The 15,583-nt window shown below is 60.5% G+C and carries 16 protein-coding genes; 11 read left to right on the top strand and 5 right to left on the bottom strand.

The features are described from left to right. Nucleotides 1-55 precede the first annotated feature (55 nt). Together OHL14_RS18445 and hemB are read left to right on the top strand one after the other, a co-directional pair. Complete coding sequence (locus OHL14_RS18445; RefSeq protein WP_263380852.1) at nucleotides 56-580, top strand: zinc ribbon domain-containing protein; 525 nt, start codon at nucleotides 56-58, stop codon at nucleotides 578-580. A 35-nt stretch (nucleotides 581-615) separates the two neighbouring features. Next, a complete protein-coding gene (hemB, locus tag OHL14_RS18440; RefSeq protein ID WP_263380851.1) occupies nucleotides 616-1,602 on the top strand; it encodes a porphobilinogen synthase in 987 nt (328 codons plus the stop codon). 198 nt (nucleotides 1,603-1,800) lie between these two features. On the opposite strand, the gene OHL14_RS18435 is transcribed toward hemB, so the two are convergent. From OHL14_RS18435 to OHL14_RS18425, 3 genes are all read right to left on the bottom strand, one after another. Then, nucleotides 1,801-2,766: a nucleoside hydrolase gene (locus OHL14_RS18435; RefSeq protein WP_263380850.1), complete on the bottom strand. Its 966-nt coding sequence runs from the start codon at nucleotides 2,764-2,766 to the stop codon at nucleotides 1,801-1,803. A gap of 25 nt (nucleotides 2,767-2,791) precedes the next feature. Further along, nucleotides 2,792-5,455, bottom strand: coding sequence for a hypothetical protein (locus OHL14_RS18430; protein ID WP_263380849.1), 2,664 nt, complete (start codon nucleotides 5,453-5,455; stop codon nucleotides 2,792-2,794). A 91-nt stretch (nucleotides 5,456-5,546) separates the two neighbouring features. Further along, nucleotides 5,547-6,068 carry a Uma2 family endonuclease gene (locus OHL14_RS18425; RefSeq protein WP_263380848.1) on the bottom strand — a complete coding sequence of 174 codons (522 nt, stop codon included), beginning with the start codon at nucleotides 6,066-6,068 and terminating at the stop codon, nucleotides 5,547-5,549. Between the two features lie 203 nt (nucleotides 6,069-6,271). On the opposite strand from OHL14_RS18425, the gene lpdA reads away from it, so the two are divergent. From lpdA to OHL14_RS18400, 5 genes are all read left to right on the top strand, one after another. Continuing rightward, nucleotides 6,272-7,735, top strand: coding sequence for a dihydrolipoyl dehydrogenase (gene lpdA / locus OHL14_RS18420; RefSeq protein ID WP_263380847.1), 1,464 nt, complete (start codon nucleotides 6,272-6,274; stop codon nucleotides 7,733-7,735). A gap of 100 nt (nucleotides 7,736-7,835) precedes the next feature. After that, the gene (locus tag OHL14_RS18415; RefSeq protein ID WP_263380846.1) at nucleotides 7,836-8,033 is read left to right on the top strand and encodes a type II toxin-antitoxin system HicB family antitoxin; all 198 of its coding nucleotides are present in this window, start codon (nucleotides 7,836-7,838) and stop codon (nucleotides 8,031-8,033) included. Nucleotides 8,034-8,244: 211 nt separating this feature from the next. Further along, nucleotides 8,245-8,976 (top strand): lipoyl(octanoyl) transferase LipB, encoded by a 732-nt coding sequence (lipB, locus tag OHL14_RS18410; RefSeq protein ID WP_263380845.1) that lies wholly within the window; start codon nucleotides 8,245-8,247, stop codon nucleotides 8,974-8,976. A gap of 121 nt (nucleotides 8,977-9,097) precedes the next feature. Further along, a complete protein-coding gene (locus tag OHL14_RS18405) occupies nucleotides 9,098-10,738 on the top strand; it encodes a 2-oxo acid dehydrogenase subunit E2 (RefSeq protein ID WP_263380844.1) in 1,641 nt (546 codons plus the stop codon). A 164-nt stretch (nucleotides 10,739-10,902) separates the two neighbouring features. Next, a complete protein-coding gene (locus OHL14_RS18400) occupies nucleotides 10,903-12,234 on the top strand; it encodes an alpha-amylase domain-containing protein (RefSeq protein WP_317890433.1) in 1,332 nt (443 codons plus the stop codon). Between the two features lie 26 nt (nucleotides 12,235-12,260). Here the strand turns inward: OHL14_RS18400 and OHL14_RS18395 are convergent, their stop codons facing one another. Continuing rightward, nucleotides 12,261-12,428: a hypothetical protein gene (locus OHL14_RS18395; protein ID WP_263380843.1), complete on the bottom strand. Its 168-nt coding sequence runs from the start codon at nucleotides 12,426-12,428 to the stop codon at nucleotides 12,261-12,263. A 320-nt stretch (nucleotides 12,429-12,748) separates the two neighbouring features. On the opposite strand from OHL14_RS18395, the gene OHL14_RS18390 reads away from it, so the two are divergent. Both OHL14_RS18390 and OHL14_RS18385 read left to right on the top strand, forming a co-directional pair. Beyond that, on the top strand, nucleotides 12,749-13,105 hold the full coding sequence (locus OHL14_RS18390) for a hypothetical protein (protein WP_263380842.1): 357 nt from the start codon (nucleotides 12,749-12,751) through the stop codon (nucleotides 13,103-13,105). A gap of 3 nt (nucleotides 13,106-13,108) precedes the next feature. Beyond that, on the top strand, nucleotides 13,109-13,303 hold the full coding sequence (locus OHL14_RS18385) for a hypothetical protein (RefSeq protein WP_263380841.1): 195 nt from the start codon (nucleotides 13,109-13,111) through the stop codon (nucleotides 13,301-13,303). 570 nt (nucleotides 13,304-13,873) lie between these two features. Here OHL14_RS18385 and OHL14_RS18380 read toward each other — a convergent pair. Next, nucleotides 13,874-14,092, bottom strand: coding sequence for a hypothetical protein (locus OHL14_RS18380; protein ID WP_263380840.1), 219 nt, complete (start codon nucleotides 14,090-14,092; stop codon nucleotides 13,874-13,876). Nucleotides 14,093-14,252: 160 nt separating this feature from the next. On the opposite strand from OHL14_RS18380, the gene OHL14_RS18375 reads away from it, so the two are divergent. Continuing rightward, a complete protein-coding gene (locus tag OHL14_RS18375) occupies nucleotides 14,253-14,465 on the top strand; it encodes a hypothetical protein (RefSeq protein ID WP_263380839.1) in 213 nt (70 codons plus the stop codon). Between the two features lie 2 nt (nucleotides 14,466-14,467). Further along, nucleotides 14,468-15,538, top strand: coding sequence for a Gfo/Idh/MocA family protein (locus OHL14_RS18370; RefSeq protein WP_263380838.1), 1,071 nt, complete (start codon nucleotides 14,468-14,470; stop codon nucleotides 15,536-15,538). The last annotated feature ends 45 nt before the right edge of the window (nucleotides 15,539-15,583 follow it).

Genomic DNA, 15,583 nt, shown 5'->3' with positions numbered 1-15,583 from the left:
GAAACGCGTATTCTCTTAGGTCGAGGCGGGTTTGCAGCCTCGCGGAGGTATCTCCATGAACTGCTCCAACTGTGGCAACCCGCTCGCACCCGATGCTCACTTCTGTACCCACTGCGGCGCTCGCATCGTCGGAACTCCCATTGCGGCTCCTCAGCCTGTCGCCTACTACGGCACACCGGCTGGCTTCCCCTACAACCGTGTTGAGAGGAACCTGCAGGCGCTCGGCGTTCTCTGGCTCGTCTTCGCCGGTCTGCGTCTCCTCACGGGCATCGCCGGTGTGTTCTTCCTGCGCGGTATCTTCGGCCATCATCATGACTTTAGCCTCGGCTGGACGCCGTTCGGCTTCGGCCTTGGGGCGCTCTGGCCGATGGCGCTTTTCTCCATGATGATCAGTGTCGGCTGCGCCTTTCTTACCGGCTATGGTCTGCTCACGCGGCAGCCGTGGGGACGTATCCTCGCCATCGTCTTCGGGATTTTCGCGCTGATCCACATTCCGTTCGGCACGGCGCTGGGCGTATATACGCTGTGGGTGCTCGCTTCACGGCTCAGTGGTGATGAATACGCCTCTTTGAGCCACTAAAAATCTGACGTCGGCGCAGTCGTAAGATAGAGGCTATGGAATTCCCGGCTACACGACTGCGCCGTCTTCGCTCGACTCCTGCCATGCGCTCGCTGGTGCGCGAAACTCACCTGCAGCCCGGCGCGCTGATCTATCCGCTGTTCATCTGCGAAGGTGAGGGCGTTCGCCGCCCGATCAGCTCCATGCCCGGCGTCTTCAACCTCTCCATCGACGAGGCGCTGAAAGAGGTGGAAGAGTGCGCGTCACTTGGCGTTGGCGGCGTGCTGCTCTTCGGCATTCCAGACAGCAAGGATGAACTTGGAACGGGCGCGTACGCGACCGACGGAATAGTGCAGCGCGCGATCAAGGCCATCAAGGCAACGAAGGCGGCGCAATCTCTTGTGACCATTGCCGATGTCTGCCTCTGCGAGTACACATCACATGGACACTGCGGGGTTGTAGCTCGCGACGGCGAACATTACTCCGTGGAGAACGACAGCAGCGTCGCGCTGATCGCCAAGGCCGCAGCTTCGCTCGCCGTTGCCGGAGCAGACATTGTCGCCCCAAGCGACATGATGGACGGCCGCATCGCTGCCATCCGTCTGGCGCTCGATGATGCAGGCAAGCAGAACACGCCGATCATGAGCTACGCCTCGAAGTTCGCTTCAGCCTTCTACGGACCGTTCCGAGAGGCAGCAGGTTCCACACCGCAGTTCGGTGACCGCCGCACCTACCAGATGGACGGCGCGAACCTCCGCGAGGCGATGCGCGAGATCGAGCAGGATGTCGCTGAAGGGGCAGATATGCTGCTGATGAAGCCTGCAATGCCGTATCTCGATGTGGTGCGCGAGGCGCGCAACCGCTTTGACCTGCCGATGGGCGCGTATCAGGTTTCAGGCGAGTATTCGATGCTGCATGCGGCGTTCGAGCGCGGCTGGCTTGAGCCGGAGCGCGCCATGCTCGAATCGCTGTTGGGCATTCGGCGAGCGGGCGCGGACTTTATTGTGACGTACTTTGCAAAGGATGCGGCCAAGCTGCTGTAGACCCCCCTCCCCCGTACTTTGGTCTCAAAGTCCTGAGAGCGGGTGGGTTAGGTCGACATATACACTTCGCTAATCCAACGGGTTCTGCGGGAAGTCTTCTAGTCGGTACTTTTGCGCTTCGCGCCCTAGTCCTAATACTGGAATCGGGTGGTCGCCATCGCCATGGGAACCTCGTGGGAATGGCTTACGCCGGGCTTGCTATTGCAACGACTTGAAAAGCAGGTTTTTCCAACCGGAAACATCCAACTCCCAGATGATCCTTGCCTGCTTCGTATGCTGCCAGTTGGCAGCGTTGCGTTCGTCGCCGGTGACGTCGAGCTTATCCACGACGGTCATGCCCCGGGTGAGTTCGCTTTGCGTCTCAATCAAGATACGGTGCTCGCTCGCCTCAAGCGCCAGCGACGGATCAAGCAGCAGCGCCATCGCGATTGGGTCGGGCAGTGAGAGGCCGACCTCACCTGTCTGCTCGAAGTAGGCTTCGCGGGCGCGACTATTGCAGCGAATAGCGAAGTCGGCCAGCGGCGTGTTATGCGCGAGGATCTTTGCGATGTCCTGTTCCTGGACGACGGCGTCGTAGCGCGAGAGCTGCCAGCCGACCAACTCGATGGGCAGGCCCGACTGCATCACAGTCTGCGCTGCCTCGGGATCGACCCAGATGTTGAACTCGGCGGCCGGCGTGACGTTGCCTTCGCAGCACGGAGCACCGCCCATTACCACGCAGCGGCTAATGTCTGCGACGATGCCGGGATCTTGTTCGATAGCCAACGCGAGGTTCGTGAGTGGGCCGAGGGTGACGATCTCAAGGCCGGGGTTTGCCCGCGCGGTCGCGATGATCGCGTCGACTGCGTGTAGTGCCTCCGCAGTGCGTCCAGTTGGCGCGAAGCCGTGATCGCCGAGGCCATCCTGGCCGTGAAACCAGGTGGCTGCTTCGAGAGGTCGCGTGAGTGGCTGTGACGCTCCTGCGTAGACGGGAACATCAGAGCCGCAAAGCTCAACGGTGTAAAGCGCGTTGCGGGTCGCCTGTTCGACTGGAACGTTGCCAGCGACGACGGTGATGGCGAGGACCTTTACTTGCGGGGAGCGCAGCGCCATGATGAGCGCAACGGCGTCGTCAGACGCTGTATCAGTGTCGATGAGGAGGACGCGTGGGGATAGGGAAGACATCGCTGGCTTCATTATCCCCTGCGGGTCAGGACTGCGGCTTGGCCGGGACCGCAGCTGCCACGGGCTGAGGTGTGGCGGTCGCCGCCGGAGCTGGCTGCTGTGCAACGGCGGGCTGCGGAGTTGAAGCCGCTGCCGAGGCAGGCTGCGGTGCTGGAGCCTGCGTGGATGGAGCCTTCGCAGCTGGGGCTGCAGCGGGTGCAGGCTTTGGCAGTGGCATGGGCAACCTCAGTTTGGCTACGGCGTTCGGATCGTCACGAAGCTTGAGGTAGAGCGTCGCTCCGTCCGTCGGCGTAGGCACGGTAAAGCTGCTCTCAGCAAAGCCCGTCGGCACATTGGTCGGTTTTGCAAAATCCTGTGCAGCATCGAAGGCCTGCACCAGGAAGAAGTTATTGCCATCGACGCTGCAGGTTGGCGCTTCCTGCGTGGTGCAGTGGACTGCGGTGATCTGCGGCGTGCGGACGAGCTTGCCCAGACGGGTCCAATCGCCGGGTGTGCCATCGGCGCTGACTGGACGCATGGCGAGGACACCAAAGGCGGACTGCCCAAAGGCCTTGAGAGGATCTAGTTTTGCGACTGCCGTGTGATCATCCTGCAGAACGAGGTTGTTGTCCGCGAGCGAGAGCGTCGTGTGCACACTGCCATCGGCGGTGGCTACTTCTATCGTCTGGTTGCGCGGGAAGACTTCCTTGGTCTGCACAACAAACGTCAGTTGCCCATTGAGCGGAATATCATCCGTTGCTCCCAGCGTGACGAGGATCGCGCCTGTCTGCTGCACAGGTGTGGTGTGGAACGAAAGAAGTTGCAGTGTGGGCCTCGGCGCTGCCGTGGACACCTTGACCTCCATCGTGCGACCGTCTTTCAACTTGACCGTTGCCTTGGACCCGTCCGCGGGCGAGACGCCGGACTTGGCTTCCAGGTGGACCTCGGTATCGGTCGGCTTGCCTTGCGGCGTAAAGGTCTGGTCGGCGACCTGGACGGAGACGACGTTGGCGAGACCGGCACCGCTAAGATCGGCACGGTTATCGCCTGCATGGAGCTTCAGCGTGTTCACATGAATATCGGCACTATAGGCAGTCAGCGGCACGCGGTCCTGCTTATCGTCGCCATATTGCTTAATACCGAGTGAATAGCCGCCAGGGTGCACAGTCTTTAGAGGCACGTCGAGCGCCAGGGTGTTCTTTGTAAGCTTTGCGTCTTTATCCTTGTCGTCCTGACCTGCGGGTTTGAAGGAGACCTCGACATCCTTGTTCTTGTCGTCGGCAAGCGCGATGTGCTGCACGCAGCCTGTGCCTTCGCCGGTGAGCGTAAGGTGGTTATCCTGCCCCGCCATCAACTGCGTATCGCCTACGACCTTGAAGTTTTTGCCAGCGACCTGTTGCAGGGTAAGGGTGGGACCTTCAAACGGATCGAAGCCCCAATAGCCGCGCACGGTGCCGGTGATGGTGAGATCGGTTGTATTGCCCAGCTTCACATTCGACTTCGCGCCATCGGCCTTCTGTTCCGCGTTGGCGATGGAAAGCTCTTTGCGCGGCTCATCCTTAGTGATGACGAGACCGCCTTCAAACGCATCGGGAGTAAGCGGGATATTAGTAGCAGCACCGGTGCGATTGAGGTGCAGGATCATGTCATGCGCGAAGCTGGTGGAAAAGACCAGCGGAGCGCCTTCCAGCAGCAGCGGCATCTTGGGCTGCAGCAGGCAGGAGACCTGGTCGGGGTTATGCGGCTTGAGCGGCGGCAGAATCGCCTTCTGAATGGCGGGCAGACCGACGACTATGACCGTCTTGGGATTGATGAAGGAGGGAGGCGCGTTGAGGCGCAGATTGATGGTGTCTCCCTGCGGGAAGGCCAGGCCCGGAATGTATTGATACTGCGCAGTCTTGAGCAGGCTGACGATGTGAACGAGATCCACGATCGTTCCCACATAGGCCGAATAGAGACCGCCGCCCATGGTCTGCGTGTACGAGGCGCTGTTGATGAAGTCAGAGGACGGGCCGGTGGAGACGGCTTCGGCGACGGTGACGCTATGGCCGTCGTTCAGAAGGATGGGAGCGGAGGTCTGCGTGAGGCAGTCCACCTGCTGCTCCACCGGCTTCTTGAAGCAGTCTGCGTTGGGCTTGAGCGCGAGGGTGGAAGCAAGCTTTGCCGAGTGATCAGAGATGGCCTTCTGGTCGTTGGGGTCGAGGGCTTTCATCGCGGCGAGGTAGCGCTCGATGCGCTGCTGCTCGAAGGAAGCCTCGTTGAGATCGGAGTCGGCGCGAATGAAGAGGCCGGGGCGGCCCTTCACGGCTCCGCGCAACGTTTTGAAGTCGCCACCGGTTTCGGGGGCTATGAAGACGAGCGCCTGCTGCGCTTCAGCGGGTACGACGACCGTGGTGCCTTCCTGGGTTTTCTTCTTATCCCAGGTATCAATCTCAGTGAACCAGTTGTCTGGCGGCTCGTTGGTGGTGCCGCGCAGGAAGGCGACGACGAGGACGAGATGGTTGGACTGCGTCTTCGGCAGATCGGCCTTGATCCAAAGCTTGTCGCCGGGCTGGAGATTTGGGACCTGCGCGATGGGCAGCGTCGAGTTGCCACGCGTGACACGGACGGTGATCTTCGGGCCTATGAGATCGAAGCGGGCATTATCGGCATGGAGAGCAGCCGCGAAGGTGACGGCGAGCAGGCTGGCGGCAAGTTTAGGTAAACACATCACGTTCGATTAGACGCCAGAGTGAGGTGTGGTGTTGTGGTCGGCGGAGCCGGTATTTCGCAGACCGACCTAACTTGCTGTTTTTATGGGTCTACTCTTCGTCTAGTTCAGCAAACAGTGCTGTTAGCGAAAGCTCAATTGGCGTTCCCTGAACGCGCAACAGGTCGTCGGTTACACGCTGAAAGCCATTGGAAGAGGCGTAATACGCGACGCGTTTCCACGGATCGATGACCCATATGTCTCGCGTGCCGAGCGCTTCGAACTCATTGACCTTGGTTTGCATCTCCTGCAGCCGGTCTTCTTCGGAAAGTACCTCGATGCAAAGCAGCGGCGCCCAGTTGACGATGCGGTCTTTGGGGTCGGAGCGACGGAGGATACAGATGTCCGGGATGCGGTAGCGCGTCTTCGAAATCTGCACACGCTGCTCGGGGAGAACGCGAATGTCCCATTCAATGCGTCGAGTGCCGAAGATGCGGGCAATCATCCCCTGAATCGCGGCGTGCGGCTGTTCGCCCATGTTTCTCTCCTTTAGCTCACCGTCGACATAGTCCCGATCGGGCTCATAGATGGTGGCTAGATATTCATGGAGAGGAACAAGCACCGAACTTGCCATCACAGACCTCCGTGGAGCTATCCTACGCCGCTTTTCGGGCTTTTCTGCAACTTTACCTTGTGTGACCCGGCTGCACCTTTAGCCGGTACTCGCACATCGAATCCAGTTGGCTGCGCCTCAGCGATACACTGGGTTGTCAACAAAATGGCGTTGAGCGTGGCCCCGACGTCCTGATTACAGACTTTTGAATGGAGCGAACTCCCTTGGCAGATACGATTTATGACCTCGTGATCCTCGGCGGCGGACCCGCCGGCTATACCTGCGGCATCCGTGCCGCGCAGCTCGGCCTGAAGGTCGCGATTATCGAGAAGACGGATAAGCTGGGCGGCACGTGCCTGCACTGGGGCTGCATCCCGACCAAGTCGATGCTGTTTTCGGCCGAGGTGTGGGACCACCTGAAGCATGCGGAGAGCTACGGCATCGATGGCGTGAGCGCACCTAAGCTCAACTGGGACAACCTGTTGAAGCGCAAGAACGACATCACGGCAAAGCACACCAAGGGTCTGGACTTCCTGATGAAGAAGAACAAGATCACCGTGGTGCGTGGACATGGTCGCCTGACCGGACCGGCGAAGGACGAGGTCTTTACGATCTCCGTCACCGACGAGGACAAGGGCAAGGGCCGCGATCTGCAGGCGGAAGGTTTTACGCAGCAGGTAGTGAGCGAGGTGAAGGCGAAGAAGGTCGTGCTGGCGATGGGCTCGGATGCTCGGATGCTGCCGGGGTACCAGGCGGACGACTCGATCCTGACGAACATGCAGATTCTGACGCTGCCCGCCATGCCGAAGTCGCTGGTAGTGATCGGCTCAGGTGCGGTGGGCGTCGAGTTTGCCAGCGTCTTCAAGAGCTTTGGGGCGGATGTGTCGATCATCGAGGCGCTGCCGCGCATTGTGCCGGTAGAGGACGAAGAGGTTTCGAAGGAATTGACGCGCGCTTACAAGAAGCGTGGCATTGAAGTGAACACGAGCTGCAAGGTCGAGAAGATCGAGAAGACGGGTGCCGGGGTGAAGGTGAGCTACACCGACGCTGCGGGTAAGCCTCAGGTGAAGGAGGCCGAAAAGGTCCTCGTCGCTGTGGGTCGCGGACCGCGGACGTACGATGCGGGTCTCGATAAGGTGAACATTCAGCTGGACCGCGCCTTTGTGCCGGTGAACCAGTGGATGGAGACGACCGAGCCAGGCATCTACGCCATCGGCGACATCGTTGCCGGGCTGCCGCAGCTTGCGCACGTCGGAGCGATGAGCGGCGTCGTGGTGGCAAGCAAGCTGGCTGGAAAATACGCGCGCGCTGTTCGCAAAGACCGCGTCCCGGGCTGCACGTACTGCGATCCGCAGATCGGCAGCGCAGGCCTTACCGAGGCCCAGGCCAAGGAGAAGGGCTACCAGGTGAAGGTCGGCAAGTTTCCGTTCGTCGGCAATTCGAAGGCGACTATTCTCGATTCGCACGACGGCTTTGTGAAGATCGTCAGCGATGCAAAGTACGGCGAGGTGCTGGGCGTCCACATCATCGGACCGAACGCAACCGAGCTGATCGCCGAGTGCGTCACCGCCATGGAGCTGGAGGCGACCGTCGAAGAGATGATGTTCGTGATCCATGCTCACCCAACGTTGAGCGAAAGCCTGCTGGATGCTTTCAGCAGCGTCGAGGGTATGGCGATCAACGTGTAGCTTGCTGCAAGTGTGTACGCGAGGCCCGGCGACTATGCCGGGCTTCGCTGTCTGGTGAAATATCGATGCATAGTAAACTGGATGAGCCAAGGAGTTCGCGATGACATACAAAGTCGAACTGATCCACTCCGAAGAAGGCTACGCAGTCGGCTGTCCCGATCTCCCGGGATGCTGGTCGCAGGGCGCGACCGAGGAAGAGGCCCTCGCCAATATCAAAGATGCCATCAAGGACTACCTTGAGGTGAAGGCCGAAATGGAGAAGCTGCGTGAAGTACGCTATGTAGAAGTAGCTTCCTGATGGGCAAACTGCCCGGTATTTCTCATCAGCAAGCGATCAAGGCCTTATAGCGTGCAGGTTTCCAAATCGTTCGCCAGAGTGGCCACATCATCCTGTCCGATGGTTCCAGAACAATGGTCATCCCAAGAGCCAACCCTATCAACGCCTTCACTATGTTTGGGATCGTGAAGGACGCTGGCCTTAGCGTAGATCAGTTCCGCGAGCTTCTCTAATGCACATGCACCTCCTTCAACTCGGCCGCATCCCCTACGCTGAAGGCATACGCGTGATGAACGAGGTCGTTGCGGCGCGTAAGGCTGGCACTATTGGCGATACGCTGCTGCTGCTCGAGCATGAACCGGTGCTGACGCTGGGTCGCAATGCCACGCGGGCGAACATCCTCGCCAGCGATGAAGCTCTCGCAGCTAAGGGCGTTGAGGTCCACGAGATCAACCGAGGCGGCGACGTGACGTATCACGGGCCGGGGCAGCTGGTGGGCTACCCGATCTTCGACCTACGCGGCGATCTCCCAGGCAAAAAGGGCCCTCACCTCGGCCCAGTCGACTTCGTTCGTCTGATGGAAGAGGCGTTGATTCTTACCTGCAAGGACTTCGGCGTTCCGGCCCAGCGTATCTGCAAGCTGACCGGCGTATGGACCTATGCGGGCGGGTCCGTGCCGGAGAAGAAGATTGCTGCCATTGGCATCCATGTATCGCAGGCGGTGACCTCCCACGGTTTCGCTTTGAACGTGACGACCGACCTGCGCGACTTCCAGTGGATCGTGCCCTGCGGGATCGCGGACAAGCCGGTGACCTCGCTGGAGCTGGAGACGCCGCTTGATCCGCCGCCGACACTTGCCGAGGTGGCAAACCACGTCGCTGCGAAGTTCGGACACGTGTTCCAGCGGCAGGTACTGGCGGTCGAATCGCTCGAAGATCTGCTGGACCTGGGCGTGACCGCTTAGCAAGCCTTTCCTTACCGACTGGTACAGAGTGCAGCGATTTCTCAGCCAAGGCTTGTTTTGCCACCGTATAATCCGAGAGTTGCGCCTGAGCGCCTCACTTATTTCCGGAGAGTTTATTTCTATGGCAACCGATGTCGTAATGCCCCAGATGGGCGAGTCCATCACCGAAGGTACGCTGACCAAGTGGCTGAAGAAGCCGGGTGATACGGTTGCTCGCGACGAACCCCTGTTCGAAATCTCTACCGACAAGGTGGATGCAGAGATTCCCTCCCCCGCTGCCGGTATTCTGGGCGCGATCAAGGTGGAAGAGGGCGCGACTGTTACTGTCGGTACAGTTGTCTGCGCGATCGAGGAGGCTGGCTCTTCTCCTGCGGCCCCTGCACCTGCCGCTCCTGCGAAGGCTGAGAGCGTCACTCCTGCTGCGACGACGACGGCTGCGAACGATGCGGCTGCTCCGGCGCCTGCTCCTGAGGCACCCGCTGCTGCGGCAGGCCCCGGTACGGAAGTGCCGATGCCTCAGATGGGTGAGTCCATCACCGAAGGCACACTGACCAAGTGGCTGAAGAAGGTCGGCGACAAGGTAGAGCGCGACGAGCCGATCTTCGAGATCTCGACCGACAAGGTGGATGCAGAAATTCCTTCGCCCGCTGCTGGCACGCTCACCGAAATCAAGGTGCAGGAAGGCCAGACCGTCACCGTTGGTTCGATCGTAGCTGTGATCGGCGGCGGCGCGGCGGCTCCGGTGGCGGCTCCGAAGGCTGCTGCTCCCGCCCCTGCGGCTGCACCGGCTGCTGCGCCGGTCGCTTCTGCTTCTGCTGGCGAGACGCCACGCTCTTCGCCGCTGGTCCGCAAAATCGCCTCGGAGAACAATGTCGATCTCTCCGGCGTTGCCGGTAGCGGTGCCTCGGGTCGCATCACCAAGCAGGACATCCTGGGCCACCTTGAAGGAGCGCCCTCAGCTCCTTCGGCTGCTCCCGCGCCAGTCGTCGCTGCGCCTGCAACGACTCCGACCCCGGCAGCTCCGAAGGCCGCACCGGCTCCGGCCTACTCCCCCGCACCGGGCGAGCTCGTACCGCTGTCGAAGATGCGTTCCATCATTGCGAAGCGCATGGTCGAAAGCAAGGCGACCAGCCCGCATGTCCACACGGTATTCAAGGTGGACATGACACGCATCGTGAAGTTGCGCGAGAAGGAAAAGAACAAGTACGAGCAGCGCAACGGGGTGAAGCTGACATACATGCCGTTCATCACGCGCGCTGCAATCAACGCGCTGCGCAAGCACCCGATCGTGAACGCGGCGATGCAGGGCGATGCGATTCTGTACAACAAGAACATCAACATTGGCATCGCCGTCGCGCTGGACTGGGGCCTGATCGTCCCGGTCATCAAGCAGACGGAGGAGAAGAACTTCCTCGGCATCACGCGCGCGATCGTGGACGTTGCGGACCGCGCTCGCAACAAGAAGCTCGCTCCCGATGAAGTGTCTGGCGGCACGTTTACGCTGACCAACTCCGGCATCTTCGGCGAGCAGTTTGGAACGCCGATCATTGCTCAGCCGCAGTCGGCGATTCTCGGCATCGGCGGATTGAACAAGGAGCCGATGGTGCTGACTGACAAGGACGGTAACGACTCGATCGCGATCCGCTGGATACAGCGCTTCACGCTCGGATTCGACCACCGAACGATCGACGGGGCGGATGCGGGCAAGTTCATGACGGACTTCAAGCAGTACCTGGAGAACTGGACCGAGGACATCGGCTAGGCTTCAACGATACGAACGGATCAACAACGGCGGGCTCTTTTTGAGTCCGCCGTTATCTTTTGAGCCTGCATAGTGAGCTGCTCCAAAGTGGCAAGCTGCTATTTTCGGCCCATCGCGCATCCTAATCGCTGTTACTGAAATAAGAGCGAAAGTAGGCAAGCACAATGGCCGTGATGATGCAGGCGTTTTACTGGGATGCCGCAGCGAAGGAAAACAAGGTGGGCGAGTGGTGGAACAACGTGGCCGAGAAGGTGCCGCAGCTCAAGGCTTCTGGCTTCGATTCTCTGTGGCTGCCGCCGATTTCAAAATGCCCCACCCAGAGCTCCAACGGCTACGACCCTTACGATTACTTCGACCTCGGCGACATCGACCAGAAGGGCGCCGTGAAGACTGCCTATGGCAATCGCGCCGAGTTGGAGAAGCTGATCAAGGCGATCCACGATAACGGCATGGGCGCTATCGCCGACATGGTCATCAACCACAACTCCGGCGCCGACGAAGAAGAGGTGAACCCGATCGATGGCGAAAAGCGTTGGACGAAATTCAATCCAAAGAGCGGCAAGTTCCCGCGCGATTGGAACTGCTTTCATCCGAGCCGCTACGAAAAGGTGATGATGGAAGGCGAGAATTTTGCTGGCTTTCCGCATCTTTGCCATCGCAATCCTCGCGTGTATGAAGCGATGTATGAATATGCGCGGATGGTCATCGAAGAGCTGGGCTTTGATGGCTTCCGCTTCGATTTCGTCAAGGGCTTTGGCGCATGGATGATCGGCCTACTCGCAAAGTATCAGTATCAGAAAGACGGCAAAGACTTTACCCCTTTCGTTGTTGGAGAATACTGGTCCGGGCCGGAGGATATCGAAGGCTGGCTGGATCGCATAAACCGGGTGACCGATCAGCAGATCGCAGCATTCGACTTTCCACTGCGTTACAAGCTGAAGGATGTATGCGATAAGCCCGGCTATGGCTTGACGAATCTTGCCAACAGCAACTCCGTCGTGGCATCGCGGCCGTTCAATGCTGTGACCTTCGTCGAGAACCACGATATGGGCGGCAACGAAATTGTGAACGACAAGATGCTCGCGTACTCGTTCATCCTGACGAATGACGGCTATCCGTGCGTGTTCTGGTACGACTACTACAACTGCGAGTTGGCACGTCCGGGTACGCCGGGTGGTATCGATGCGCTGATTGCGGCTCACCACGCGCACGCTGGCGGCGAGAGCTGCGTTCTGCATGTGGACAACGATCTGTACATCATGCAGCGCGGCGGCAACGAAGGGCAGACGGGCCTGATCTACGTGCTGAATAATCTGGGCGACAAATGGAGTGGCACCTCCGTTAAGACAAAGTGGGCGAATCAACGGTTCAAGCCGGTGGCGTGGGATGGGCACGATATTGCCCATCCCGATGAGCGCACGACTGATGGCGACGGCAATGCGGAGTTCCCAGCGCCGCCGCGTGGATACTGCGTATACGCCCCTGTGTTTGAGTAACAGGCGATCCTGTGGAGCGGGCGGCCTCAGTGTCGCCCGCTCCAGTAAGCGATGGCTACATGGATCACGGTGAGTAGGCCACCGAAGGCTCCGGCGAGTCCTTTCAGCTGCTGGACACTGCGTTCGTGGGCTTCGACGCGTGCCTCTAACTGATTGAGCCGCCCTGGCTGGCCAATTCCCAGAAGCTGCTTCATCCGCATTGTCTCGATACCCGCCCGACGACAGGATGAACTGGCTGCCCGCAAGGCAGTCACCCACGCCAAAGCAGTTGATCGAGCTGCCCATCTGCACATGCTGACCCTGCGTGTTGTACGTGCCCGTCATTTGCAGCACGCCATACGTGCTCTTGAAGTATGGCGGCGTCTCGATCGTCTCGGGGTACAGGTTCGATCCCCCAGCCGGTGCCGCCAATTCCAGCGCCTCCGTATACTGCGCCACACCGACAGCCCCAGGCCGCAGCGCCTGCAGGCCCTGCTCGCTCAGCGTCGCCTCCTGATGGATCGCCTCACTCACATTGGCATTCCCCGTCTTCGGCAACGGATCGAGCGTCGTGATCGCCTCACCGCCGCCCCGCTGGTCGATCACATTTGTCTGCCCCGGCATGTACGCCAGGTTTGCCACATCGCTGCCGACATACTTCGGATCGACCTTTACATCGCAGCCGCTCGTGCAATCTGGCGTCGCCAGCGCATTCGCTATGCCGTTGTTGCCGAAGCCGCTGAGATACTCATTCGCATACACCTCGCCGTTCAGCAGATTGGTCTCCAGCTGCGTGCCGCTCGGCTGCGTGACCACCTGCGTTGCTGCTGGCAGCAGACTCACCTTGCCACCCACGCCGCTTGCGATCGCCGTCACATTCTCGTCGACATAGTTCTTGTCAGCCGCCTGCAGAGGACTCACCGGATCAGCGGGCAGCAGGAGCGGCCCCGTCATCGTATCGCCGGTCTTCAGCACATACAGCGAGGACGTATCCGCAGGCGTGCCTGTGACTGCCTTCGCAATCGCCGTATCCACATATGCCTTCGATACCGTCTGCATCGCCACGCTGGTCGGCAGTACAGAGTTTTGAATCGCCGCCAGCTTCGCCGGACCTCCACCGGCCACGGTCTGCGGCAACACCCAGAACTGTCGGCTCGTTGTGCCGTCGCTCAGGTGAAACGTCGCCGTGTAATAACTGCCCAGCGGCGAAGCCTCCGCATTTGGTGCCAGCGTAATCGATAAAAGCCCGTTCGCTCCGATCGTCGCCGACGTACTCCCTGCCGGAACGGAGGCGCCGGTGGCCGTCGTAAAGGCTCCCCAGCTCACCACCACAGTTCCACTGGTGGGCGCGCCGCTTGCGTTATAGACCGTGTCCTGCACCGTCGTCGTCGGCAGCGGCGTCTGCGCTACCGTTCCGAATACTGCCAGTAAAAAGCTCACCAGCATCACACCTGGTCGCAATCTCTTCATTGTTCCCTCCAATCCCCACCTCCCGCCAAAATTAGCCGCCATATTCTTTGTCACCCGGGGCGCAGCCTAAGGACCGGCCTCCGGGCTCATCCCTCCGATGGGCGGTGGGCGTGGCTTCAGCCCCGGAGGCACTCAAAGAGTTCCTCCCAAGAGGCGAAAGCCATGCCCATCGATCCCACCCAACAGACCTCTAGCTGGTGATGGCGACAGGCGCCGCAACGCTCGCCACCGTTGGCGCAGCCGTCACTGCCGGCGAAATCGCATTCAGCAGCAGGCCGTTCACGGTCTGCGCCAGTTGCAGAAAGTCCGTATCGCCAAAGTGGCCCACCGATACACCTGCGCTATGCGCGATTGCCAGGCCAAGGTTCAGGTATCCCAGAATCGTCTGCAGTTCGTTCTTGCTCATCATTGTTCTCTCCCCGCATTCGCGGTCCTTCTCGTGGTGCAACCCCATCCCCACCAAACTCCCGGCATTCGTCCTTATGTGCGCTCGTCGGCTGCCCATTGCACCTGACTCCACTCACCCGCTAACATCGCGTTAGCGCCTTATCGCGCACGAAAGGTACTTCATGGACTCCAGCAACAACGCAGGCCGCCGCTCCGAAGACATCGCTCTCGATCTGCTCAAGTTCGTCGCTCCTCACGCCAACCTCAGCGGTAAGCCTGCCGCCTCCACAGGTTTCGGCATTCCCAGTGCTCCCAAGTCCGAAGACCAGATCACGCAGATCTTCGAGCTCTACGCCCGCTGCCGCGCCGCCGTCGAAGCCCCGGCAGACAAGTAGCCATGCCCGCACTGCGCGTCGCCGTCATCGGCACGGGCGCCTTCGGGCGCAACCATCTCCGCGTCTACCGTGAACTGGAGACAGTGCACCCCGAGCTGGTTCAGCTCGTCGCGTTTGTCGATGCCAGCGAGCCGCGCCGTGCCGAGTACGCCGCACAGTGCGACCTCCCTGCCTTCGAGACTGTTGGACAGCTCATCGCAGCCACGCCCATCGACGCCGCCAGCGTTTGCGTGCCTACGATCCACCACGCCGAAGTCGCCGAACAGCTTCTCTACGCAGGCATCGACGTGCTCATCGAAAAGCCTTTTGCCGCGTCCCTCGCTGAGGCCGACCATCTGCTCGACCTCGCGCAACAGCATAAGCGCATCGTTGCCGTCGGCCACTTGGAACGCTTCAACCCGGCCGTCACCGCGACGCTAGCCGCGTTGAACAAGCCGATGTTCTTCGAGTCACACCGGCTCAGCATCTTCACGCCGCGCTCGCTCGACGTCGACGTCGTGCTCGACCTGATGATCCACGACCTCGACATCGTGCTCTCGCTCACCAACTCACCGGTGCGCGAGGTCCGCGCCGTCGGGCTGCCCATCCTGTCGCGCAAGGTCGACATCGCCAATGTGCGCCTGGAGTTCGAATCCGGCTGCATTGCGAACTTCACTGCCAGCCGCGTCTCCACCGAGCAGGTGCGAAAGCTGCGACTCTTCCAGCCGCACCAGTACCTGTCGCTCGACTTCGCGCGACAGGAGTTGCTGACGATCGCCGTCGATCCTGCGGTTGTAGCCGCGGCCATGGCTGGCGTCACCCTTTCGCCAGCCACAGTCGCAACTTCCATGGGGGGCGCCAGCGGGACACCCCATCCCGCGGCAGCCGCACACCCCACAGCCGGCCTCGATCTCTCGAAGGCCGACATCGTGAAAGGCGAACCCCTTCGCCTTGAAATTGAAGACTTCCTGCAATCGGTACGCGACCGCACGCCGCCACGCGTTCCCGGCACAGCAGGCCGCGCTGCGCTCGCCCTCGCTCTTGAGATCAACGGCCAGATCGCCTCTCATGCGAAGCGGGCCGGGCTGATCTAGCTTGACATCAGCACAAACGAAAAGACCTCACGGCTATCGTGAGGT

This window comes from Granulicella paludicola, assembly GCF_025685545.1.
GTDB lineage: Bacteria > Acidobacteriota > Terriglobia > Terriglobales > Acidobacteriaceae > Granulicella > Granulicella paludicola.
This window is presented reverse-complemented; position numbering and strand designations above follow the sequence as displayed.

What these genes read in the sequence shown, in the direction of transcription:
- OHL14_RS18380 (WP_263380840.1), bottom strand. Translation starts at nt 14,092, where the DNA reads ATGATGAGCAAGAACGAACTGCAGACGATTCTGGGATACCTGAACCTT.
- OHL14_RS18375 (WP_263380839.1), top strand. Translation starts at nt 14,253, where the DNA reads ATGGACTCCAGCAACAACGCAGGCCGCCGCTCCGAAGACATCGCTCTC.
- OHL14_RS18405 (WP_263380844.1), top strand. Translation starts at nt 9,098, where the DNA reads ATGGCAACCGATGTCGTAATGCCCCAGATGGGCGAGTCCATCACCGAA.
- lipB (WP_263380845.1), top strand. Translation starts at nt 8,245, where the DNA reads ATGCACATGCACCTCCTTCAACTCGGCCGCATCCCCTACGCTGAAGGC.
- OHL14_RS18445 (WP_263380852.1), top strand. Translation starts at nt 56, where the DNA reads ATGAACTGCTCCAACTGTGGCAACCCGCTCGCACCCGATGCTCACTTC.
- OHL14_RS18425 (WP_263380848.1), bottom strand. Translation starts at nt 6,068, where the DNA reads ATGGCAAGTTCGGTGCTTGTTCCTCTCCATGAATATCTAGCCACCATC.
- OHL14_RS18435 (WP_263380850.1), bottom strand. Translation starts at nt 2,766, where the DNA reads ATGTCTTCCCTATCCCCACGCGTCCTCCTCATCGACACTGATACAGCG.
- OHL14_RS18370 (WP_263380838.1), top strand. Translation starts at nt 14,468, where the DNA reads ATGCCCGCACTGCGCGTCGCCGTCATCGGCACGGGCGCCTTCGGGCGC.
- hemB (WP_263380851.1), top strand. Translation starts at nt 616, where the DNA reads ATGGAATTCCCGGCTACACGACTGCGCCGTCTTCGCTCGACTCCTGCC.
- OHL14_RS18395 (WP_263380843.1), bottom strand. Translation starts at nt 12,428, where the DNA reads ATGAAGCAGCTTCTGGGAATTGGCCAGCCAGGGCGGCTCAATCAGTTA.
- OHL14_RS18430 (WP_263380849.1), bottom strand. Translation starts at nt 5,455, where the DNA reads ATGTGTTTACCTAAACTTGCCGCCAGCCTGCTCGCCGTCACCTTCGCG.
- OHL14_RS18400 (WP_317890433.1), top strand. Translation starts at nt 10,903, where the DNA reads ATGGCCGTGATGATGCAGGCGTTTTACTGGGATGCCGCAGCGAAGGAA.
- OHL14_RS18415 (WP_263380846.1), top strand. Translation starts at nt 7,836, where the DNA reads ATGACATACAAAGTCGAACTGATCCACTCCGAAGAAGGCTACGCAGTC.